This window comes from Streptomyces zagrosensis, from assembly GCF_014203645.1.
Taxonomy (GTDB): domain Bacteria; phylum Actinomycetota; class Actinomycetes; order Streptomycetales; family Streptomycetaceae; genus Streptomyces; species Streptomyces zagrosensis.
Window position 1 is genome coordinate 79,203 of the sequence record NZ_JACHJL010000023.1, and the last position, 22,366, is coordinate 101,568.

General features: G+C 69.9%; 19 protein-coding genes and 1 pseudogene. 5 read left to right on the forward strand and 15 right to left on the reverse strand.

Annotated features, from left to right (window positions below; translation table 11 throughout):
* Window positions 1-53: 53 nt before the first annotated feature.
* The 3 genes from galE to FHS42_RS31060 form a co-directional block, all read right to left on the reverse strand.
* Window positions 54-1,046, reverse strand: a complete 993-nt coding sequence (gene galE / locus FHS42_RS31050) for a UDP-glucose 4-epimerase GalE (protein WP_184578429.1) — start codon at window positions 1,044-1,046, stop codon at window positions 54-56.
* Between the two features lie 288 nt (window positions 1,047-1,334).
* The gene (locus FHS42_RS31055) at window positions 1,335-1,610 is read right to left on the reverse strand and encodes a DUF397 domain-containing protein (protein WP_184578432.1); all 276 of its coding nucleotides are present in this window, start codon (window positions 1,608-1,610) and stop codon (window positions 1,335-1,337) included.
* 11 nt (window positions 1,611-1,621) lie between these two features.
* A complete protein-coding gene (locus FHS42_RS31060; RefSeq protein ID WP_184578435.1) occupies window positions 1,622-2,509 on the reverse strand; it encodes a helix-turn-helix domain-containing protein in 888 nt (295 codons plus the stop codon).
* A 266-nt stretch (window positions 2,510-2,775) separates the two neighbouring features.
* On the opposite strand from FHS42_RS31060, the gene FHS42_RS31065 reads away from it, so the two are divergent.
* Both FHS42_RS31065 and FHS42_RS31070 read left to right on the forward strand, forming a co-directional pair.
* Window positions 2,776-3,255, forward strand: coding sequence for an ATP-binding protein (locus tag FHS42_RS31065; RefSeq protein WP_184578438.1), 480 nt, complete (start codon window positions 2,776-2,778; stop codon window positions 3,253-3,255).
* Window positions 3,252-3,569: a hypothetical protein gene (locus FHS42_RS31070; RefSeq protein ID WP_184578441.1), complete on the forward strand. Its 318-nt coding sequence runs from the start codon at window positions 3,252-3,254 to the stop codon at window positions 3,567-3,569. Before FHS42_RS31065 ends, FHS42_RS31070 begins: the two co-directional genes overlap by 4 nt.
* Window positions 3,570-3,572: 3 nt before the next feature.
* Here FHS42_RS31070 and FHS42_RS31075 read toward each other — a convergent pair whose 3' ends face one another.
* Entirely contained in the window at window positions 3,573-6,833 is a 3,261-nt protein-coding gene (locus tag FHS42_RS31075; RefSeq protein WP_184578444.1) for an NACHT domain-containing protein, read from the reverse strand.
* A gap of 597 nt (window positions 6,834-7,430) precedes the next feature.
* On the opposite strand from FHS42_RS31075, the gene FHS42_RS31080 reads away from it, so the two are divergent.
* Window positions 7,431-8,174: a M23 family metallopeptidase gene (locus tag FHS42_RS31080; RefSeq protein ID WP_184578447.1), complete on the forward strand. Its 744-nt coding sequence runs from the start codon at window positions 7,431-7,433 to the stop codon at window positions 8,172-8,174.
* A 225-nt stretch (window positions 8,175-8,399) separates the two neighbouring features.
* Here FHS42_RS31080 and FHS42_RS31085 read toward each other — a convergent pair whose 3' ends face one another.
* From FHS42_RS31085 to FHS42_RS31120, 8 genes and pseudogenes are all read right to left on the reverse strand, one after another.
* Window positions 8,400-8,891 carry a hypothetical protein gene (locus FHS42_RS31085; RefSeq protein ID WP_184578449.1) on the reverse strand — a complete coding sequence of 164 codons (492 nt, stop codon included), beginning with the start codon at window positions 8,889-8,891 and terminating at the stop codon, window positions 8,400-8,402.
* 55 nt (window positions 8,892-8,946) lie between these two features.
* Window positions 8,947-10,293: a hypothetical protein gene (locus tag FHS42_RS31090; protein WP_184578452.1), complete on the reverse strand. Its 1,347-nt coding sequence runs from the start codon at window positions 10,291-10,293 to the stop codon at window positions 8,947-8,949.
* Between the two features lie 227 nt (window positions 10,294-10,520).
* Window positions 10,521-11,399: an NmrA family NAD(P)-binding protein gene (locus tag FHS42_RS31095; protein WP_184578453.1), complete on the reverse strand. Its 879-nt coding sequence runs from the start codon at window positions 11,397-11,399 to the stop codon at window positions 10,521-10,523.
* 315 nt (window positions 11,400-11,714) lie between these two features.
* Entirely contained in the window at window positions 11,715-13,016 is a 1,302-nt protein-coding gene (gene cseC, locus FHS42_RS31100) for a two-component system sensor histidine kinase CseC (RefSeq protein ID WP_184578456.1), read from the reverse strand.
* Window positions 13,017-13,019: 3 nt separating this feature from the next.
* Window positions 13,020-13,730: a two-component system response regulator CseB gene (gene cseB, locus FHS42_RS31105; protein WP_184578459.1), complete on the reverse strand. Its 711-nt coding sequence runs from the start codon at window positions 13,728-13,730 to the stop codon at window positions 13,020-13,022.
* An 8-nt stretch (window positions 13,731-13,738) separates the two neighbouring features.
* A complete protein-coding gene (locus FHS42_RS31110) occupies window positions 13,739-14,410 on the reverse strand; it encodes a hypothetical protein (RefSeq protein ID WP_184578461.1) in 672 nt (223 codons plus the stop codon).
* A gap of 503 nt (window positions 14,411-14,913) precedes the next feature.
* A pseudogene (locus FHS42_RS31115) lies at window positions 14,914-15,441 on the reverse strand (SigE family RNA polymerase sigma factor); the annotation flags it as partial.
* A 313-nt stretch (window positions 15,442-15,754) separates the two neighbouring features.
* Window positions 15,755-16,753 (reverse strand): HhH-GPD family protein, encoded by a 999-nt coding sequence (locus FHS42_RS31120; RefSeq protein ID WP_184578464.1) that lies wholly within the window; start codon window positions 16,751-16,753, stop codon window positions 15,755-15,757.
* A 406-nt stretch (window positions 16,754-17,159) separates the two neighbouring features.
* Here FHS42_RS31120 and FHS42_RS31125 point away from each other — a divergent pair, with 406 nt between their 5' ends.
* Window positions 17,160-18,014, forward strand: a complete 855-nt coding sequence (locus tag FHS42_RS31125) for a hypothetical protein (RefSeq protein WP_184578467.1) — start codon at window positions 17,160-17,162, stop codon at window positions 18,012-18,014.
* Window positions 18,015-18,129: 115 nt separating this feature from the next.
* On the opposite strand, the gene FHS42_RS31130 is transcribed toward FHS42_RS31125, so the two are convergent.
* From FHS42_RS31130 to FHS42_RS31140, 3 genes are all read right to left on the reverse strand, one after another.
* Window positions 18,130-18,816 (reverse strand): response regulator, encoded by a 687-nt coding sequence (locus FHS42_RS31130; RefSeq protein ID WP_184578470.1) that lies wholly within the window; start codon window positions 18,814-18,816, stop codon window positions 18,130-18,132.
* Window positions 18,813-20,351 (reverse strand): sensor histidine kinase, encoded by a 1,539-nt coding sequence (locus FHS42_RS31135; RefSeq protein WP_184578473.1) that lies wholly within the window; start codon window positions 20,349-20,351, stop codon window positions 18,813-18,815. Before FHS42_RS31135 ends, FHS42_RS31130 begins: the two co-directional genes overlap by 4 nt.
* Window positions 20,352-20,443: 92 nt before the next feature.
* Window positions 20,444-21,007 (reverse strand): GNAT family N-acetyltransferase, encoded by a 564-nt coding sequence (locus tag FHS42_RS31140; protein WP_184578476.1) that lies wholly within the window; start codon window positions 21,005-21,007, stop codon window positions 20,444-20,446.
* 258 nt (window positions 21,008-21,265) lie between these two features.
* Between FHS42_RS31140 and FHS42_RS31145 the strand changes: the two genes are divergently transcribed.
* Window positions 21,266-22,309 carry a hydroxyacid dehydrogenase gene (locus FHS42_RS31145; protein WP_184578479.1) on the forward strand — a complete coding sequence of 348 codons (1,044 nt, stop codon included), beginning with the start codon at window positions 21,266-21,268 and terminating at the stop codon, window positions 22,307-22,309.
* Window positions 22,310-22,366: the final 57 nt, after the last annotated feature.

Here is a 22,366-nt window from a genome sequence, read left to right on the forward strand (position 1 = left end):
CCGCCCACGGAGCAGAACCGGCTCTTCGGGGCGCGGCGCTGCACGGTCGAAGGTCAGTTCTTCAGTAGCTCGTCGCGCACCCGCATCCAGTCCAGCGCGGACCGGATGCCGTCCTCCAGGGAGAGTTTCGGCACCCACCCCAGCAGCTCGGCCGCCCGGTCGCTCTTGGTGTAGCCACCGGCGACGTCACCGGGCCTGGGGTCGGCGTCGATGGTTGCCACAGGGGTGCTCACGACGGCGTTGAACGCGGCGCACAGCTCCCGGACGGTGGTGCCGGAGCCGGTTCCCAGGTTGATCGCGATCGAACGCTGTGACGTCGTGAGGATGGAGTCGAAGCGCTCGACCGCCGCGATGTGGGCCGCGGCGAGGTCCCAGACGTGCACGTAGTCCCGGATGCCCGTGCCGTCGCGCGTCGGGTAGTTCGTCCCGGTGATCGGGAACGGGCGGCCTTCCTGGTGCGCCTGGATGAGCACCCCCAGGGCGTGGCTCGGCCGCTTGAGCTGGAGACCGGTACGCAACTTGGGGTCGGCCCCGACCGGGTTGAAGTACCGCAGCGACAACACGCGCGGCCCGGCCACGGCGATGTCCGCGAACATCTCCTCGCACACGGCCTTGGTCCGCGCGTAGGGGCTCTGTGGCGCCAGCGGCGAGTCCTCGTTGACCGGCGAGCCGTCCTCGGCCTGGTAGATGGAGCCCGAGGAGCTGAAGATGAGGCGGTCGCAACCGTTTCGGTGCAGGTGGCTCACGAACGCCAGGCTCTTGCTGACATTCGCCTCGTAGTAGCCGATCGGGTCCGCCACGGACTCCGGCACCACGATCAACGCCGCACAGTGCACCACGGCGAAGATGTCCGGGTGCTCCGAGAAGATCCGGTCGATCAGCGTGCCGTCCGCGATGTCGCCCTCGTACAAGGTGCGGCCCTCGGTGAACTCCCGGCGGCCTCGCACATGGTTGTCGAGGATCACGGGGGTCATGCCCGAGTCCAGACAGGCCGAGGCAACAGTGCTGCCAACGTAACCGGCTCCTCCGGCGATAAGGACCTTCATGGTTTCTCTCCCGGCCTCGTGCCAGCCCCAGTTGGCGACTGGCAGCAGGCTAGCGAAGAAACCAGGCAGGGAGCGCTGAACCGTCCAGGGCAACGCCGACTCGGCCTTTGAGCACGCCGGAGGCGACGGGGGCGCTGCGTCAACGGGCTACGGAGGCATGGCGGGTACGGGGAGGAGCGGGCGTCTGCGCCGAACCTGACCGGTACCCCGGGCGGCAGACGGTGTGGCTGGACGACCCCGGCAATGGCGTACGAGCAAGCGCGCGCTGAGGCCGCCCGGCCGATGACCCTAGCTGGCTGCGAGGTGGTCGAACTCGCCCTGTTTGATGCTGCCGAGGAGTGCGGCTAGGGCATGGGGCGAGGTGGTGAGGTGGGTGCGGGGGGTGTCGCTCTCGCGGAGGTGGATGTCCGTGTGAGAGGTGGCTAGTTCTACGCAGTTGGCCTGGTCGGTGCTGTACGAAGATTTCTGCCAGGGGCGCCGGCCGGCGGGGGAGGAGGCGAGTTCTACGCAGTTGGCTCCGGCTGCTTCGCTGTAGGTGGATTTCCGCCAGGTGAGTTGGTACATGCCGCCTGCTTTCAGTGCGTGTACAGGATGTGGTGGATGAGCCCCCATGAGTCGCGCTCTTCATGGAGCTCTGGAGACTCGTTCGCCACCACGGGCGGCAGTGCATTTTTGCTTAGGCCCGAGAAAGTAGCCCGGTACTGGGCGATGGCTTCGGCGTCCCTCAGCCAGAGGCTACCGGACGGTTGTTCGGTGGAAACTGTTTCAAGCTCTGGGACTACCGCTCCGAGGATCAAGAATGGAGTGCTGAACCAGGACCGTACTCCCATGTCGAAGGGCAGCACCTGAATGGTTACGCCAGGGTTCTTGGACATGCGGATGAGGTGAATGAGCTGCCCCCGCATGACGTGCGAGCCGCCTACCATCATCCGAAGCGCCGCTTCGTGGATCACGGCATGGAACGTGGTAGCCGACTCGCGACGCACCACCTCTTGGCGGGCCGAACGAAATCGGACCAGATCTTCTACCTCATCCGATGAGGTGTGAGGTACCAGGCTGCGGAACAACGCCCGCATGTATGACTCGGTCTGGAGCATCCCCGGGATCAGTAGCGTCTCGTACGACTGGAGACTCGTGGAACGGAACTCCAACTCGGCCAGATCGCGCACGAACTGCGGGAAGGTTTTGCGGTACTCCGTCCACCAGCCCTTCCCGTTGCTCTCCGACATGCTGACGAGAGCGTCAATGTACGGGTCATTCTTGCACCCGTATGCGTGCACCAGCTTGCGTAGCCGTTCTGTGGGGATTGCCGTGCGGCCTGCCTCGATGTGGCTGAGGTGCGGCGTTCCCATGCCAATGAGCTCGCCGCCCTTGGCGATGGATAGGCCCGCCGCCAACCGCAACCTCTTCAGTTCCACACCGAGTCGGCGCTGCCTCTCGGTGATGTGTGTTCGCAGTGCCACGTACGGGTTCCTCCAGAGGGTTCGGAACCCACAGTGTGCCCTGCGGAACACAGCGTGGTCTATCGAACGCTCTGTACGGTTGCAACTTAGCTGAAGCTGCATCTACCGTACGTGTTGTACCGATCACACAGGGGTGTCGGCGGCGTAGTCGTCAACGCGCCCTCAACCGCCCAACTCCGGAAGCGCACCGCCCGATTCACAGCCGCGGGGGCGGCAGGCCACCGGAGTGGGTAGCCCTCTCACTTACGAACGCCATGGAGCCTGTCATGGGAGTACGTGCCGAACCGGGAGCGCAGAGCACTCGTCTGGCCCTGCTGGACGATGAACTTCCGCATACCTATGTCCTGTTGACCCCCGCGAGCCAGATCGCGCCCAAGGTCTGTCGGGACTTCGTCACTAGCGTGCTTTCGGCATCGGAGTTGGCCGGGCTCGTGGACGCCGCCGCCCTGTGCGTATCGGAGTTGGTCACCAATGTGCACCAGCATGCCGTTGGGGACGCCCGGCTGACCGTGACCGTCGAGCCTGCCCGCGTGCGGTTCGCCGTGCACGATGAGGACCCCCGACTACCCGCACCACGCACGGCGACGACGGCCGACACCCATGGCCGCGGGCTGTTCCTGGTAGCGGCCCTCGCCGACCTGTGCGGGACGTCGGCCAGTGGCGAGGCCGGGGACGAGCCGGACGCTGACGAGCCGGGCAAGACCGTGTGGTGCGAGTTCAACGTGCCGTTGGGCGGCGCCTCGTGAGCGAGGTGGCGCCGGAGCACCCGGCGGCGCAGGTCGCCGAGATACTGCGATATGAGTTGGCGGCTTACGGGGTGTGGTCCCCCGAGCTGCGGGCCGAGGAGAGCGACGGTACGTACCGGCTCCGGGTGGCGGGGCCCATCCCGTTGGGGGCCGGGTTCGCCTTGCTGCGCGTGTTGGGGGACTACGAACGGTTGCTGAGGGCCGAACGCGCCCGGCTGAAGCGTGAGCAGCGGGCCGGGCGCCGACACGGTCAGCGAAGTTCCGAAACCGGCCCGATCTCGGAGTGGAATGAGGGGCCGGCTGGGTGGGAGTGACCACTAGGACGCGTACTCGGGTGGCAGTAGGCCCGGGGGGAGTGCCTCGGCGCCCATCAGGCGGATGCCCCGCGGAAGGTGGAGGATGGTGAGGCCAGGGAGGCTGGCGAGGGGCGAGACGTCGTAGGCGGTCTCGAAGAAGATGGAACCGTTCAGCTCCAGCCAGCGGAGTCCGGGGCAGAACGCGGGGAGCTTCGACAGGTCGGGGATCTCGCCGCCGAGGTTGATGAATAGGCGGCGGAGGCAAGGCAACGCGTGACCGGGCGCTAGGTGGTCGAGTGACGAGGCCGTGACGTCCAGGTACTCCAGTTGCCCGAGCGCGGTGACCGCGTCCCACTCCGCTTGGCTTGTGGGGCTGCTCGGTCCGAGAGCCAAGGTGCGCAGCAGCGGCCAGCGGGCGATGGCCTCACTGCCGCCCCTGGCGCGCGCGGTGAACTCGACGTTGAGGCCGATGAGCGGGGCCTCCGGTGGCAGTTGGTCCATGCTCCAGTCCCTGTCCTGGCGTATCTCCAGGTTGAGCGACCGGAGGAGGCGCAGGTTGCGTAGCGGGCTCAGGTCGATACGGTGCACGTCGAGCGCCAGGTCGGTCAGCGGCAGTCCGCTGAGTGGCTCCAGATTGTGAACCGATGGGCAGCGCTGGAAGCTGAGGGAGCGCAGCTTGCTCTGGCCCGCGAGGAAGCTCAGGTCCCGTAGCGTGTCGTGGTCCCGTACCCGCAGATGGCTGAGCTGGTGGCTGCGTACATAGGTGGCCAACGCCTCCGGATCGATGTCGCCGCGCGTCTCCAACCTCGGCCGCCCGCCGAGTTCGTGTAGCGCATGGAGGTGTTCGACCGACGTTGCCAAGTAGTACAGGCCATCCGGCTTGAGATGGGCGATGACCTCCCGTGCGTACTGCTGCGTATCGAAGCGCGACCAGGCCCACACCAGTTGCGACCGTACGGGGATGGAGTCGTGGTCCCGGAACTTGGCGAGTACCGGGAGGGCCGCGTCCGATTCGATATGTGAGGCCGTGACCGTTACGCGGGTGGCCTCCACGTCCGTCAGCCCCTCCGGACCTGGCAGCAGCTCCAGCACGAGGGGGCCCACCACCGCCAGTGCCCGCGCTGCCTCGTTCGTCGCGGGCGGGATGAGCCTCGCCGTACGCTCCTCCACCTGTTCCCGTACGCCGGGGTCCACCTCCGTCGCGTGTTCCAGGCAGGCCATCGCCAGCAGGTGGACGCGCATGCGGGTGTGGTCGTCCTCGGCCTGGTCCCCGGCCCGCACCAACTCGGTGAGGAGTTCCGCGCGTTCGCGGGGGCGGGCATGGGCGACCGCCATGCGGATGACGTCCTCCCACTGGTCGTCGGCCGCGTGGTCGATCAGGACGCCGATGTCCCACTCCTCGACCGCGCGCTTGGCGCCCAAGTAGTCCTGAAAGGTGCGGTGCACGAAGTCCACGGCACCCGGGCCGGGCTCGCGCAGCAGGCCGCTGCGGTGCAGTAGATGACGGAAGACCGCCGCCGCGTCGCCCTGGGCGGCAGCGGCGGGGACCGCGGGCAGCGCCTCGGCGATGATGCGCTCCGCGCGGTCGCGGTCCAGTTCGGTGCGGCCGTTGCGGATCAGCCAGTAGGCGAGCCGCTGGAGGAGTTGGACCTGCGGCTCCTCGTGCAGCTCGATGCCGTACGGACCGCTCATGTCGCGCTCCCGATCGCGCCGGGCGAGCAGCATCGACAGGGCCGCGTCGTACAGCTCCTTGCGGCCGTGCGGGAGGTAGCCGCGGCGGTCGCGGTGCAGGGCGCAGATCAGACCACACAGCAGGGGGTTGGTCGCGAGGCGGCCGAGGTCCTGCTTGGTGCGCACGGCGGTGAGTAGCGACTGCTCGTACGCGTCGAGGCGGATCGCCTCATCGCCTGCGCCACCGCCCGCGCCCGTGGCCGCTGCCTCTGAGCGGGCGGCCGTGTGCCAGCGGTTGATGAACGCCCTTACCTCGTCGCGGCCCATCGGCGAGAGCGTGAGCTCGTCAAAGCCCTCCTGGCCCAGCCAGTCATCGCGTACGGCGGAGGGGCGGGAGGTGACGAGGTAGCGGCTGTCGGGGTACGTGTCGAGCAGGTCGCGCAGCCAACGGCGGGTCTGCTCGCGCTCGCGCTCGGGGATCTCGTCGATGCCGTCGATGAGGACCAGGCCGATCCCAGCGCTGAGCACCCGGTCCGCCCAGCCGTCCGGCTGCGAGTCCGCGAGCGGGCAGCCCACGGCGGACAGGAAGCGGCCCGGGGTGGGGAGCCGGGCGCCGCCGCGGGTGAGGGTGCGTAGCGGGAGGACGAAGGGGATGCGGCCGTAGAGGTGCACCAGGCGCTCGTCGTAGTGCCGCCGCGCCGCGACCACCGCGAGCCACTGCACCAGCGTCGTCTTGCCGGACCCCGCGATGCCGCGGACCAGCACCCGGTCCCGGTCGGCTAGGGCTTGGTCCGCTGGGAGGGGGAGGGCGGTTTCGTAGGGGAGGGGGCCAGGAGTTTGCAGATTGCGAAGGGTCACCGGCCGGTTGGCCTCCCAGTCCGCCGTGCCCGCCCGCGTCGCCTGGAGGCTCAGGTACGTCGCGTCCAGCGGCCACCGGTCCGGGGACGACGTCAGGTCGATGCCGTAGATGGTGAGGGTGCCGTGCTTGCTGGCGATATAGCGGGCGTAGCGCTCCTCGAACTGGGCGTCGGCCGTGGCGTGCGAGGGGTGGCGCTCGATTAACGCGTCCACCTTCGCCACCAGCCCGGATAGCTGTTCGCTCTGCTCTACGAGGGTGCGCGCGACAAAGGTGGAGCGCTGTGTGAAGAAGTGCAGGATGTGCAGGCAGGCCGTTTCCAGGACGCTCCTGTAGAGCGTGGTTGCGTCGGCGCTGAGGTGGGTGGGGCAGCCCCCGTCGGGCGAGCCCTCGTTGAGGCGCTGCGCGAGGCTGCGTGGGCCGTGTCGTACGGCCTCGACGTCGCTGATGGTGAGGTCGCCCAGGCCATGCAGGGTGCGGGCCAGCGCGTCGATGACGGCGGTCTCATCGCCGGGTGACACCGGGCGCTCATGCGGGCCGGCCGATCGGATGCTCCTGCGTACCAGCTCGGTCGCGAGTTTGTGCAGGTCACGCTCGGTGAGGGTGCGTTTTTCGCCGCGGAAGGAGACCAGCGCGGAGACCCGTACCGGCTTGTCCACCAGCCCGGCGCCCGGCCCCTCCGCCACGAACAGCTTCTTGATGAGCGGCACGATCGCGCTCGATACCAACCGCGTGCCGATGGCTGCGGGCTCCACTCCCCGTCCCCCTTGTCTCCCCGTATCCCTGTGCGCCCCAAAGCTTTCCCGGCCCCCGGCCACCCCCCGTGCGCCCGGGCCATAGCCGCCGCGCGCCGCCGCTCGCCGTCGCGCGCACAGGCTACTGCCGGGCGGGGGCCGATGGTCCCGGAAGGGCCGGCGAAGGCCCAGGCCACAGGGCCCGCGTGGGGCGGGGAGGAGCGGTGCCCCGGTGACATGGGGCACAGGCGTCGTTTGGCCTACTAGGCCCGATAGCGGGTAGCGGAGGGGGCCGCCCGGGACCTTTGGCCTGGGCGAGCGGGGCCTTTCGCGAGGGTGGGGTGGGGCCCTTTCTCTTAGGGCGCGGAAGGCCCGAAAAGAAAGGGCAGGAGCGGGTTCGGTTATGCCTTTCGGCGGTGAGTGACGGGCTTTGTGGATGATCGTTCACGGTGCCGGGGAGTCATATTTCCCCGGCTTTCGCTACGAGATTGGATAGTAGAAGCGCCTCTTGGCAGAAAGCCGGGCCCGGGTTACCAAGGTAGAGCGATCCCGGTGCACAGCAATCGTTTCTCAGCCGGGACTGATTCATTTCCTGGATTTCCCCGGAGGTAGTTCCGTATGACGCAGCACACCAAGGCCACCCAGTCGAGCAAGTCGGTCCTGCGCACCCGCGCCACCGTGCTGGCCGTGGGACTCGGCGGCTCACTTGCGCTGGGGACCGGTGTGGCGCTGGCAGCGGCACCGCAGTCCGATGTGTTCCCCGTGGCTTCGGCCGGTTCGCTGGAGAAGTCGGTTCAGGCGCAGGCGGACGCGCAGCAGAAGGCCGCCGACGCGGCGAAGAAGGGCGAGAAGGACGGCAAGAAGTCCGGCAAGGACAAGAAGGCCGACCACCGCGGTAAGGGCAAGCACGCGGACCGCTCCAAGCGTGGCCCGCTGAATGCCGCCTCGTGGATCGCCCCGGTCGGCGACGTGCCGCTGAGCGCGCCGTTCGCGGCCGGCGGTGCCCGCTGGGCCCACGGCCACTCCGGTCAGGACTTCGTCGTCTCCGTCGGCACCTCGGTGAAGGCCGCCCACGGCGGCACCGTGGTCAAGGCTGGCGGCAACGGTGGCGGTGACGGCCCCGCGTACGGCAACGCCATCGTGATCAAGCACGGCGGCAACACGTACTCGCAGTACGCCCACCTTTCCAAGGTGAAGGTGAACGTGGGGGAGACCGTGCGCACGGGCGAGCAGATCGGCCTGTCAGGCAACACCGGTAACTCCTCCGGGCCGCACCTGCACTTCGAGGTCCGCACCGGCCCCAACTACGGCTCGGGCATCGAGCCGATGGGCTTCCTGCGTCACCACGGCGTGCGCTTCTGAGCCTGCCCGCGGGCTTGCACCCCATGCCTGACCTCATGCCTGACCTGCGGGTCCGCCTCCTGAGTGGTGCTCGATGCGCTGCTCAGGGCGGCGGCCCCCGCAATGAGCCGTCCTTCGTGACGGCTCCCCCGTGACAAGAGCGGCGGCCCGGTCGAAGAGACCGGGCCGCCGCTTTTTTGTCTGTGGTGTTGTCGGTCCGTGCGCAGGAGCGCGAGGGCTGCGTCCTTAGACGCGCTCGCGGTGTGGCGCCCAGCCGCCCGTGGGGCCGCCCGTCTCCGCGATGCCAAGCGGCCTCGCCAGGGCCGCGGAGAGCGCCGCGCACAGCGGAAGCTGGAGCGTGAACAGCGCGATGATCAGCATGACGAACCCGTAGTCCACGGCCTGGCCGACGCCATCGCCATCGGCCAGGGACTGGAGCACGCTGACGACCAGCAACACCACCGCGTACGCGACGGTGCTCTGCGCCGAGATCAGCCACCGGTGCGGGGTCGGCCGTAGCCGGGTCAGTACGCCGATGACCAGTGCGGCGGCCAGCGGAAAGAGGAGCGCGGAGGCGGTGAGCCAGTCCCCCGAGAACGTCTCCCACGAGCTGTCGCCGTCGTCGTCGGGATAGCCGCCCGCGTAGATCAACACGAACGACAAGAGCGCACCCACCACCCATGGACCGAACGAAGCCGCTACGGCGAACGTGGCTGCCTTGGGAAGAGGTGCGCTCATGAGTCGTGCCAATCGTCAAAGAATCAGACGGACGGCTTGGATACCGTGCAGTGCGTCAGTATCCGCCGTTGTTGCCAATCGTAGCCGCGGGGCAAGCCGGCTTAAACAGGCACAGCGGGCTGGCCTGCTTGCTGGTGTGCAGGAACTTCGTGTACGTCTTCATCGGGGACCGAGTGAATCCGCTGATGATGATCTCGTGGTCGGGCATCCGCTTGTGCCGACCCGAAATGTAGAAGTCGCCGCTGCGGCTGATCCGGGCGTTGTAGTAACCGGAAATGCTGCCGACGCCGCAATACGGGTTACCGGCCTCGGTGATGCCCCGAACCTCGGCGGACTTCGAGTTCTGCGACATCACGCGGAAGGACATCTTCTTTCCGCTCGCCGTCTTCTTCGCGACGAACTTGCCATTCGTCTTGTAGACGTGCGTCGTGCCGATGTGCTTGCTCCACGACGAGCTGCCCTGCGGCCAGTAGACGGTGCCGGTCAGATCGGTGCGGTGGCTCTTGCTGTCCGCCTTGCTGAAGCCGCGGTTGTCGCCCGCGTACTTGTAGCCCTTGGTGTACTTGCAGCCCGTTGGCGCGGTGACCCACTTGCTGCGGATGAAGGTGCGGTACTTGATCGTCGTGGAGTGGTACGACTTGGCCTTGGCCTCCGCCGACCGCGCGGCCGTCTCCAGCGCGGCGGTGTTGGCCGACTGCGGCACCTGAACGTTCAGGCTCCAGGTGTGCCCGTTGACCGGCACCTCGCCGGTCCGGTTGAACGTGGCCTGCTCGCTGTCCGTCCACTCGCTCGCCGGGGCCTTGGCCGTCGTGGCGATGCGGTACTCGCTGGCGGCACCGGGGCGAACCCGGGTGTCCCGCAGGTTGGTGCCCTGCGTGGTGCCGATCAACTCGCCGTCCCGGAACACCTGGTACCGGTCGGCGTCGCGCACGCCCGGCCAGGAGAGGTCAACGAACTTGGAGTTGGAGGCCCAGGCCGCCCGCGCGGACGCGGTGGAGGTGCTGGCCAAGGTGGTGCCGGCCAGCGTCGGCCCGTCGCTGCCCTTGCCCTTGAGCAGGGTGAAGTCGGTGGCCGCGCCCTTGATGTGGCGCAGCGCCTGCGGGGCCTGGCCGGCGCCGGTGAGGAAGCGGCCCTGCGCGGCGCTGAAGCGGTAGCCCGCGCTCGGGGCGGCGCCGGTTAGCGCGCTGCCCTCGGCGGTGTGGTGCGCGGCGGTGCGCGCGGCGTCCACCCCGGGCGCCTGCGCGCCATCGGTCAACGGGCTCGCCACCGCGCCGGTGGTGCCGCCCGTCACCAGGGCCAGCGGCAGCGCGACGGCCGCCAATGTCCTGGGCAGCGAACGGCGGGAGCGCGCCGCGCCGGTGGGCTGTGTCGGGTTGGTGGAAGAGGTGCGTATGGAGCGCATGAAGTGATGTCCCCCAGAATGCCCAGCGGCCTAGTTTCGGCCACCGCGGTATCGGTCGTGACGGGTCCAAATGCGACCGCGCCGCAGGTCACCCTATCTTTGTTGGCGCGTACAGGCCACGTATGGGGTGGCGGATAACCGGTGATGGCTGGGTGGGTGGGCGAGTGGTCGGCCGGCCGGCTGGCTGGGTTGCCGGGCGGCCGGCCAGTGCACCGGGTGGGCAGGTATCACGCGTTCGGGAGTAGGTGGCGGTAGCTGTTCGGGTGCTCGCGGAGATAGTCCGCGAAGGAGCGCGCGGGACTGCCGGTCAGCCGGGGCACCGCGTCGGAGACGGCGCTCATCTCGTTGGCGGCGATGGCCTCGTACGAGCTGACCCAGCCCGCTAGTTCCCAGGCCGCCGCGTCGTAGCCGGCCCGTGAGGCGTACGCCTCGTCGTGGCTCTCGGCGACGTAGCGGATCTCCCGCCCGGTCACGCGGCCCAGCGTGTCGGCGACCTCGGCAAGCGAGAGCGATACCGGGCCTGTGACGTCGTAGGTGACTCCGTTGTGCTCGCCAGCGTCGGAGGTCAGCACGGCCGCGGCGACCCCGGCGACGTCCTCGTGCGCCACCGCCGCGACCCTGCCCTCGCCCGCCGGGCCTCGGATCACCCCATCGTCGCTGGTCATCGCGGGGAAGGCGGCGAGGTAGAAGCTGTCCCGCAGAAAGGTGAAGGGCAGTCCGCAGCCGCGGATGTGCCGTTCGGTGTGCCAGTGGTCGCGGGCGAAGGTGAAGGTGGCGTCCGGCGCGGCGCCCTGGAAGGACACGTACACGATGCGCTGAACGCCCGCCGCCACCGCGGCGTCCACGGCGGTGATGTGCTCGCGCACCCGGTCCGCGCTCTCCCGGGCCGAGACCAGGAACAACGTGTCCGCCCCCTCGATGGCGCGGCGCATCGCCACACCGTCCCCGTATTCGGCGGCCGGCGCCGCAATCGCGCCCGGCAGGTCGGGGAGCTTGGCCGGGTCGCGGGCCAGCAGGCGCTGGCTGACACCTGCGGTGGCGAGCCGTTGCGCAACGCGCCCACCGATGCGGCCGGACGCTCCACTGACGGCGATGACTGGGGGCATGGCGGGTGAGTCCTCTCCTCGCGTGCGGTGAGTGCCAGTGTGCGCGCGACGGGTGCGCCGCGTGGCACTCGACGCGGCCCGGGCGCCGCCGTCAGACCCCCGTGCCACGATCGGACGCGTGCGGCGTCACCTCGGGCGGGGCCGCACACAAGCGCAGGATCAGTCGGGCACGTGGATGATCAGCTTCACTTCGGTACCTCGATGATCGGGATCGCTTCGGTACGTGGACGGTCAGGACCAGTTCGGTGCATGGACGGTCGGGATCGGTTCGGTGCGTGGATGATCGGGATCAGTCCGGTACGTGGACGGTCGGGATCAGTCCGGTACGTGGATGATCGGGAAGCTGCCCGTGTTGGTGGGGGCGGAGTCCGGGAGCCACAGCAGCGCGACCGCGCCTCCCCGACCCCCCTCCGCGGTCGGCTCCGCGTTACGGAAGGTGAGGCGGGCGCCAAGAACCCGGGCCTGCCCTTGGGCGATGGTCAGGCCCAGGCCGTGGCCCTTGCCGGAGCGGTCGCTCGCCCCGGTGCGAAAGCGGCTCGGCCCCTCCTTCAAGAGCTCATCGGGGAAGCCAGAGCCGTGGTCGCGGACCCGGATCATCCGACCCTCGATGGTGACCTCGAACGGCGGCTTGCCGTGTTTGGCCGCATTGGCGAGCAGATTGCCGACGATGCGCTCCAGCCGGCGCGGGTCGGTGGTCACATAGGCGTCCCATATGACCGTGATGCGCGCCTCGGGTGCCACCATCCGCACCCGGCGGGCGATGAACTCGCCCAGCTCGATGTCCTCAAGCTCCGCACGCTCGGCGAAGCCGTCGAGTCTGGCCACCTCCAGGACGTCCTCGACCAGCGTGCGCATGGCCTGAGCTCGGTCCCGTACCAGCTCGGTGGGGCGGCCGGGCGGCAGCAGCTCGGCCGCGGTGAGCAGCCCCGTGACGGGGGTGCGCAGCTCGTGCGCGATATCGGCGGTGACCCGGCGCTCGGCCTCAAGACGTTGCCGTAACGCGTCGGCCATGCCATCGATCGCACGGGCCAACTCGTCGGTCTCGTCCCGTACGCGCCCGCCGATCTCCTCCCTTACCCGTACCTGGCTGTCGCCCTCGGCGACCTTGCGGGCCGCGGCGGCGGCCTTGCGCAGCCGGCGGGAGAGCTGGTCGCCGATGAGTACGCCGAGTGCCACGCCGCCGAGCACGACGGCGAGCGAGCCGACGACCAGCACCCGATCGAGGTCGTCCAGGACGGCGAAGCGGTCCAGGAACTGGCCGTGCACCGACAGCACCCGGCCATCGCTGACCGGCACCGATGCCCACACCTCGGGCGTGCCGGAGCCGTTGTCTTGCAGGTAGGTTGCGCGCAGGCCGCGCGTGGCCTCGTCCTTGAGCTGTTGCGGCAGCGCGGGGTCATCCAACTTGGCCTGGAACAGCAGCCGATGTGTGGACTCGTAAAAGCGCTGCGCGACCTGTACGCGCTCGTCCATGACGTCGCGGCTGTTGTCGAGCATGGACACGCGGGCGGCGTTGTGCACGACGAGGCTGAGCGAGGTGGCGATCAGGGCGCCCACGCAGGCGATGGCCAGGCTGACCTTCCAGCGCAGCCCGGTGCGAAAGGCGAACCTGGCCATGTGTCAGCCCTTGAGCTTGTAGCCGAAGCCGCGGACCGTCTCGATCCGATCCTGACCGATCTTGCCGCGCAGCCGCTGCACATGGACGTCCACGACACGGGTGTCGCCGCCCCAGCCGTAGTCCCACACGCGCTCAAGCAACCGATCGCGCGAGAGCACGGTGCCGGGCGCCGCCGAGAACTCAAGCAGCAACCGCATCTCGGTCGGCGTCAGCGCCACCGGTACGCCGCTCTTGCGGACCTCCATGCCCTCCGGGTCCACCTCCAGGTCACCGAAGCGCAACGGCCCCTCGCCACCCCCGGCCTCCGCCGACCGCGCCGCACCGACGCCACCGGGGCCGCTGGCGTGCCCGAAGCGGCGCAGCACGGCTCGGATGCGGGCAACGAGCACGGCGCCGTCGAACGGCTTGGTGACGTAGTCATCGGCGCCCGCCTCCAGGCCGAGCACCACATCGATGGAGTCGGCGCGAGCCGACAGCATGATCACCGGCACCGTGGACTCATCGCGGATACGACGGCACAGGCTCACCCCGTCCAGGCCAGGCACCATCACATCGAGCAGGGCGATGTCCGGCTGGTTCGCCCGGAACCGCTCCAGGCCGGTCAGCCCGTCAGGCGCGGCCGTCACGACGAAGCCGTCTCGCTCCAACGCGAGCTGGGTGGCCTCGCGGATCACGTCGTCGTCCTCAACGAAGAGGACGTGGGTTTCCGCCACGGTCGCCGTCAGCCTTCCGTTCCGTCGTCGTCACTGGGCAGGTCGTCGTCGTCCACGGTCTTGCTGAAGTCTGTGTGCGTACGTCCGGACTCGGCAAAACGCTGCCCGGACCAGCGGTAGTGGATGACGTCCTCGCCCGAAGGGCAGCACAGCGCGTCCCCAGCGTCGTACACCTGCTGGGTGACGCGTAGCTCGTTCTTTTCGATGTCGGTAAAGACTGGTGCCTGCTCGGAGAGGAAGACGTTCGTGTAGTCCTTGCCCACCTTGCGGTAGACGTACGAGCCGATGCCGAAGCCATCCGCGCAGGTCATCACGTTGACGACCACATCGGCCACGGATGCGCCGGTCAGCTTGCCGTAGCTGACCTCCACCGGGTACTCGTCCTTGCCGCAGGGCTTGAGATCCCGCTTGAGGTCCTTATCGACCTTCGGGTCTGCCTTGATCAACGCTACGGGGTCCACCTTGGCCGGCGACGGCGCCGCGGACGAAGTGGTACTGGTCGAGGGAGCGGCGCTGTCCCGGGAGACGGTCTCGCGCTTCGCCTCGCCTTCCTTACGCACGCCATCGCTGGCGGTGTTGCATCCTGCCAACACCAGGCCGGCCGCGGCGGCGAACGCCGCGACCGTGCCCCCGGTGAACAGGACGGTCTTGCTGGGAGCCGCCTTGATCAGGCCGCGCACCTGTCCTGCCCCCGATCGTGGCGTTCGCTGTGCTCGCTTCGGTCGCCGTGCTCGTGGCCGGTGCCGGAGTTAGAGGCAGCGCCGGTGCGTACGGTACGTCGGTCCCGGTCGGCGCGCACGGCCAACACCGGGGCGCGGCCCGAGCGCTGGTCCTGCGGCTGCCGCTGGCGGACCACCCCGGGAAGCGGGGCTGCGCTGGTGAGCGGGTTTGCGCTGGTGCTCACACCGCGGCGTCCGCCGACGCTCGCGCTCAGGTGTGCGGCGATGCGCGGGCTCGCTTGTGCGGGGATGCGCGGGGCCGCTTGTGCGGGGATGCGCGGGGTGCTGGTCTTCGGGCGGGCGCTGACGCCGGGGCCCCCGTTGACGCGGGCGTTGGCGCCGGCGCTCGCGCTCACCGTGCGCTGCGCGGCGCTCCCGGTCGCGCGGGCGTTCGCGCTGCTGCCGTGCGCGCGGATGCCCACGTTGTCGGCGCTGCCGCTGTCGCTGCTCGGGCAGCCGCGCCCCTGGCGCTCGGCGCGCTCCAGCGCGATGGCATCCAGGTCACGGCTCTCCAACTCCTGCCGCAGCCGGGCCAGAGCACGGTGCAGCGTGCTCTTGACGGTGCCGGTGGACATGCCCAGCGCCTCCGCGGTTTCCTCGGTGCTCATCTGTTCCCAGTGTCGCAGCACGACAACGCTGCGTTGCTTCGGAGCCAGGCACGAGAGGATGTCCATCAGCAGCTCACGGTCCGCGTGCTGCTCGGTGCCGTCCTCGACGCGCGCGTCCGGCAGCTCCTCGGTGGGCACCTCATCCAGCTTGCGGGCGCGCCACCACTCCGTACGCGTGTTGATCATGACACGACGGAGGTAGGCGTCGGCCAGTGACTTGTCGGCGATGCCGTCCCAGCGGCCGTATGTGCGTACCAACGCGGTCTGGAGAAGGTCCTGCGCCTCGATCGGGTCGGGGACTAGCCGGCGGGCGCTGCGAAGCAACGCGTCCTGCCGGTTCCGCACGTAGTCCTCGAAATCCAGTACCTCGCCGCTGCTGGCCATCGCGCAGCCTCCATTCCACGGTGTTCCCCACGTCACGCCACCGGTCAAGTGGCCTGTTACCGAAGAAGCTACGGAGGCGCTGTTGCGGCATCCCGTACGACAGCACTGCCGCAGGTGCACAGCTACCCATAGGTTCTGTAACAGTGGCCGCCAAGGCTCCGCAACACGCCGCCGAGCTCACGGCCCGCGCCCGCGCCCTTACGCAGTGCTGCACGCGGCGGCAAGCCGGGCACGCTGACTCGACCAATGCCCGGCGGCAAGCCCGGCGAGCCCGGCGGCAAGCCGGGCGCGCTGGTCTGACCGTTGGGTCGGATCAGGACTGCGGGAGTCGGTAGACGCCACCGGCGAGAGGCTCCACCAGGCCATCCGCCACCAACCCGTCCAGCGCCCGGGCCCGCTGCACCGGCTCGTGCCAGACCTGGTCGAGCGCCGTCTGCGGCACGGGGGTGACCGCGTCTCGCAGCACCGCGAGCAGCTTGCCGCGAACCTGGCGGTCCGTGCCGGCGTACGTCTGGCCGCGGCGCGGCGGCCCCTCGTGCGCGGGTGAGCCGGCCAACCGCCAGGCGCAGCGCGTGGCGATCGGGCACCGCCCGCACTCGGGCCCGCGTGCGGTGCACACCAGCGCACCCAGCTCCATCGTCGCGGCGGCCCAGCGCGCGGCGGTCGCCTCGTCGTCGGGCAGCAGTGAACGGGCCAGCTTGCGCTCGGCGGCGGTGGTCGCGTTCGGCGGATACTGCTTGCCGCTCACGGCCCGCGCGAAGACGCGGCGGACGTTGGTGTCGAGCACCGGGTGGCGTTGCCCGTACGCGAAGGAGGCCACGGCCGCCGCGGTGTACTCGCCGACGCCGGGCAACGCGAGGAGTTGGGCGTGCTCGCGCGGTACGTCGCCACAGTGCCGCTCCTTTATGGCGGAGGCGGCGGCGTGCAGCCGCAGCGCGCGGCGCGGATAACCGAGACGGCCCCAGGCGCGGACCGCTTCGCCGGGCGGGTCGGCGGCCAGGTCGGCGGGGCGCGGCCAGCGGGCCAGCCACTGCTCGTACACCGGGAGCACTCGGCTGACCGGCGTCTGCTGGAGCATGAACTCGCTGATCATCACCCCCCACGGCCCTGCCTCGGGGCGCCGCCACGGAAGGTCGCGTGCGTGCGTGTCGAACCAGGCGTTGACGGTGGTGTGCAGGGCTGCGGTCGGGTTGGACTCGGCGGCTTCCGGGGCGTGCGGCGGTTGCGCCGCTGGCTCGGTTGACTCCGAGGTGCTCGGCGCGTGCTCGGCGGACTTTGGGGCTTCGACGGATGGCGCGGGTGTGACAGTCATGGCACAACCGATCCTGGCACGCTCCCGGCTCGCGACGAAACGGCCCGCGCCGGGCGGGCGGGTGACGGCCCGCGCCGGGCAAGCGGGTGCGGCGAAACCGCCGGACGGACCATCGAGCACACCGGCGGGCTTGTGTGTGTCGGCGCGTCGGCGCGTCGGCTGGGGCACGCGGTGGGTACGCGGCAGGAGGTGCGCGGGCTGCGGTGGGGTACGTACCGGGGGATGAGGCCGGGGCGCGGTGAGGTACGTACCAGCGTCACGGCGAGTCGCGGCCGGAGCACGTGGTGGGTTCGGCGGGATGAAATCGTGCCCGGAAAGCCGTGTCCGGGCAGATCATGAGAAAAGTCGGCCCGGAATGCGGCGGGTACTGGCGGGTCTCCTAACGGATCTCTCGTAGGATTTCTGCGTGGGATCTCTGCGCAATCCGATCGGTCCGCTCCCTTCCTCCATCTACTGGCGGCGAAGGGCAGTTGCGCTGTCCCTCGCCGCGCTGCTCTTCGTGCTGGTCATCTGGGCCGTCAGCCTGGGTGGCGGCGATGGCGGTGGCAAGGACAACGCCAAGGGCAACAGCGGCGGTAACGCCACCACCACCATCACGCCCGGGCCGTCCGCGTCCACGCCCGTCAACAGCCAACGGCCGGGCGGACGAGACGAATCGGAGGAAGGGGACGACAGCGGCGGCTCCGGCGGCGACGCCGGCTCCAGCGGCAGCAACAACGCCGGCGGTACGGGAGGTACGGGCGGCAGCGGCGGAAACGCCGGCAGCTCTTCGGGCGGCTCCGGCGGCAGCGGCACGACGGGCGCGACCGGGGGACTCGGCATCGGCGACGGCGCGTTGGAGCCGTCCGACTCGACGCTGGGGGACTGCGAGGCGGGTGCGGTGGAGTTGACGCTGCGAAGCGTCAAGAACTCCTACGAGCCCGGCGAAAAGCCCGAGTTCGAACTCATCGCGAAGAACTCCGGTGACGGCGCCTGCAAGCTGGACCTCGGCCGGGCGTCGGCGGCGCTCACCATCACGGACGCAGCGGATGACCACGTATGGGCATCGGATGACTGCCCGCGCGGGAGTGCGGTGTCGCTGGTACGGGTGCCGGGTGACGGCAAGATCAAGCGCATGGTGGAGTGGGACCGCAAGGTCACCCAGAGCAACTGCGCATCCCCCTCCGGTACCGAGTCGGCCAAGGCCGGCACGTATCTGGTAGAGGCCAAGGTGGAAGGTCTCGGCACGGCCCGCGTCTCCTTCGTCCTGGCGAAGGACTAACTGAGGCCCGTTAGGGCCGGGGACGGGTTCCCGTGGGGGCCGGGGAACGGGTGCCCGTTGGGGCCGGGAGGCGGCGCCCGCCAGTGCCCGTGGGCCGGCGGTCTGCAACCGACGGTTATGGGGCGACTAGGCCTGTTTCGTAGGCGATGATGACGAGTTGAACCCGGTCGCGTGCGTCGAGCTTGGCGAGCAGCCGCGTCACGTACGTCTTGGCGGTGGCGATGCTGATGGAAAGCTCGGCGGCGACCTCGGTGTTGGACCGGCCGCTTCCGATCAGGGTGAGCACCTCGCGTTCTCGATCGGTGATGCCGGTGACCTCGCGCCGGGTCCCCCGTGCCGACCCGGTGCCGCCGCGCCGTGCGCCGGCCGGCTGCCCAGGCCGATCGGCGAACTCCTTGATCAGGCGGCGGGTGACGCTCGGCGCGAGCAGCCCGTCCCCGGCGGCGACGACGCGGATGGCCGCAAGGATGTCGTCCAACGCCATGTCCTTGACGAGAAATCCGGCGGCTCCGACGCGAAGCGCGCCGTAGACGTAGTCATTGTCGTCAAAGGTGGTCAGGACGATGACATGGGCTCTGCTGGGGCCCGTGGTGATGCGCCGAGTGGCCTCGATACCGTCCATGCCGGGCATCCGAATGTCCATGACCACGACGTCGGGTTCCACGGCCTCGGCCAACTGCACGGCCTCGGCGCCGTTGCCGGCCTCTCCGACGAGTTCGAGGTCGGGGGCGTCGGTGATGACCATGCGCAGCGCGGCACGGACCAGGGGCTGATCGTCGGCCAGTACGACGCGGGTGGTCAACGGGTCACCGCCGCGGTACGGGCTGCTGCCAAGGTGGGCTGTGCGGGTGGGGACTTGGCTGGTATGGGCTGGGCCGGTGCGCTGAGGGGCTTGGCGGGGGCGGGGAGGGGGAGGCGGGCCAGCACGCGGAAGCCGCCGCCGGGGCGCGACTGGGCGGAGAACTCGCCGTGCAGGAGGCCGACCCGTTCCCGCATGCCGAGGAGGCCGTACCCGTGCCCCGCACCGGGGGCCCTGCCGTGCTCGTGCGCGGAGAACAACCGGGGGAATCCGGCGCGCCCATCGCCGCGTCGGTCGCCGTGCCTGTCGCCGCGTCCCGCGCTGCACATGCCGGCCTCGCTTACCTCACCCGCCCCACTCACCGTGACGTCTTCCCCGTCGATGACCTCGATGGCCAACGCGTCGGGTTGGCAGTCGATGGCCACCCGGCAGGAGCGCGTGCCGGCATGGCGTACCACGTTGGTGACCGCCTCCTGAACGATGCGGTACGCGGACATATCGATCTCTGGGGGGAGCGGGCGCGGGACGCCCCGCCACCGGACCTCGACCTGAACGCCCGCGGCCGTCGTCGTCGCGGCCAGCCGCTCAATGGCTGCAAGACCGGGCCCTAGGCCGGTTGCCGCACCTCCCACCGCCTCTCGGTCTGCCCCGTCCGGACCCTCGTCCGCCGCCCTCGCACCTGCCCGGTAGGCGGCCTCGCCCGCGGCGTGCGTCGCCTGCTGATGGGTGGTCGAGTCCGGTGGCTGCTGGTCGGGCTCGGCCGCCTGACGGAGCGCGCCGAGCATCCGGCGTAGCCCGGACAGGGTCTCCCGTCCGGTGGTTTCGATGGCGCTCAGCGCATCGCGTGCCGCTGCCGGCTGGGAGTCGATGACCCGGCGTGCCGCGCCGGCCTGGAGGGCGACGACGCCGATGCTGTGCGCGACCATGTCGTGCAACTCGCGGGCGATCCGCAGCCGTTCGGCGGTGACGGCCTGCGCCGCCACCTGGGCGCCCAACTTCTCGGCGTACTTCGTGGCCTGGTGCGCGGAGTTGCCGATGAGCCACGCGATGACCGTGGTCATGGCCACGAGCAGCTCCGTCGAGGTGCCGACGTGCCAACCGAGCAGCGTGCGCGTGGCCAGATAGCCGGCCAGCACGGCGAGCGACAACGCGGCGGCAACGATCCCCGTTGCGCGCGGCCGGGTGGCCGCGATGAAGCACACCGCCACGTCCACCGCCAGGAATTGCAGCAGCGGGATCTCTCCCACGCTCAGCGCTATCGGCGCGGTGGCGGCGGCGGTGAGCAGCAGACACAGGGCTGTCAACGGTCGGCGGTGCAGCAACCCCCCACCGACCAAGGTGAGCGCGCTGGCCACCGCGAGCGAGATCCAGCCCTCCCACTGGACGAGCGGGGCCCCGATGCGCTCGGCGGCTTCCCCCTCACCGGGCAACCTGACGCGCATCAACAGCGTGAGGGCCGTGCCCGCCCACCAGGCCAGGGCCACCCAGACGCTTGGCGGCACCTGCTTGAACCGGGGCGGCGGCGGTATGGCGGACATGCGCCGATGGTAGCTACGCGGTCCTCGCCGAACATCGAACCGTGGTTGTACAGCCACGGTCGCCCCCCTTGGCGGCGCCATCGACGGTACGGTCACGCCGGCGCAGCTGAGCCGGCGGGTAGGGGCGTCGGCGGCAGTTCCCACCGGACCTCTTCCTCCTGCCGATGCGCGGTGGGGGCCAGCCCGGCCGCGGCAGCGACGGCAGCGGACGCCCGGTGGTCCGGATGGATGTGGGCGAAGATGGCCTGCACGCCGTGCCGCTGCAAGCAGGCGATCAGCCCGCGGGTCGCCTCGGTGGCAATCCCCCGACGCTGCCACGGAGTTCCCACCACCCAGGCGATCTCGGCCGCAGCGGCGCGCCGGCCGGTGGCGATCGTTGCCTGTACGGTGCCGACCAGGCGCCCTTCATCGCGGAGTTGGATCACCCAGTTGCACCAGGTCTCGGATGGCTCGGGCGAGCCGGCGACCAGGCGTTCGTACCGGGAGCGCAGAGCAGGCGGGGTGTGCGGGGCCCCGCCGATGAACGTGTGCAGCTTCGGATCTGACAGCACCTCGGCCATCTCGGCCGCATGCTCGACGGCAAGCGGCAGCAGATGCAGCCGGCCGGTTCGGATGGCCCTCAAACCCACGGCTTGCACGCTGTCTCCTGTTTGCATGCCCGACACCTTTGATCTGCGTCTTCGGTCTGCGTCTTCGGACTGGGTTTTCAGTCTGGGTGTTCAGTCTGGGTGTTCGGTCTGGGTGTTCGCTCGGGGTCTTCGATCCGAGTCGTTTCGGCAGCGGATTGCCTTCCCGAGATTACGGTGCTGCCAGCACCCTGCACGGACGACCGGTCCAAGGCGCGAGAACGCACAGCCGCGACACAAGAACGTACGGCCGCCCGGCCGCAGTGACACCAGGAGATCGAAGACCCCATGCCGACCGCCCACCTGCCCACCGGCCATCGGATGGCCACCCGGCCCCGCGCCGCGCTCGCCATGGCGCCCGACGCGGCCGATGGCATCCTCGACGCGGGATCGCTGGCCGCGCTCGCCGAGCTCACCGAACTCGCCCCGCTGCCTGCCCTCACCGACCTCACGACGGCACGCGCCCGCCGGGTGCTCGCCGACACCGAACTGCTCATCACCGGGTGGGGCTGCCCGTCCATCGACGAGCGGGTGTTGGCCATCGCGCCGAGGCTGCGGGCGATCGTGCACACGGCCGGTTCGGTACGCGGCCACGTCGGCAGCGCCTGCTGGGAGCGCGGCATCGAGGTTTCCTCCGCTGCGACGGCCAACGCGCTGCCGGTGGCCGAGTACACGCTCGCCATGATTCTGCTCGCCAACAAGGGGGTGCTTGAATCCGCCCGCGACTACCGCGCCGCCCGCGCCCGCGAGCACTGGCAGTATGCGGGCCCTGGCCAGGGCAACTATCGGCGCACTGTCGGCGTCCTCAGCGCGTCGCTCATCGGCCGTCGGGTGATCGAACTGCTGCGCCCGTACGACCTGGAGGTGCTGCTGTACGACCCGTACGTGAGCGGGAACGAGGCGGCGGCCCTCGGCGTACGGGCGACCGGGCTCGCTGAACTCTTCGCGCTCAGCGACGTGGTGAGCGTGCATACGCCGCTGCTGGCTGAGACGCGCGGGCTGGTCAGCCGGGAACTGCTTGCAGCGCTACGGCAGGATGCCACTCTCATCAACACCGCGCGCGGCGCGGTCGTGGACCAGGACGCCCTGACCGAAGCACTCCTCGCGGGCCGCATCAGGGCGGTACTGGACGTCACTGACCCGGAGGTACTGCCACCTGACCACCCCCTGTGGACCTGCGACAACGTGCTGCTTACGCCGCACATCGCCGGCTCCCAGGGCGCAGAGCTGAGACGCCTGACGGACCTGGCCATCAGTGAGGTACGCCGCTGGGCGCGCGGCGACACCTTCGCCCATCGGATCGCCCCCGACCGCGCAACGTTCCTGGCCTGACCCGGCAGCCCGCAACCCCGGCAGGCACAGCAGCCCCAGAAGCCGCCGAATCTGCCG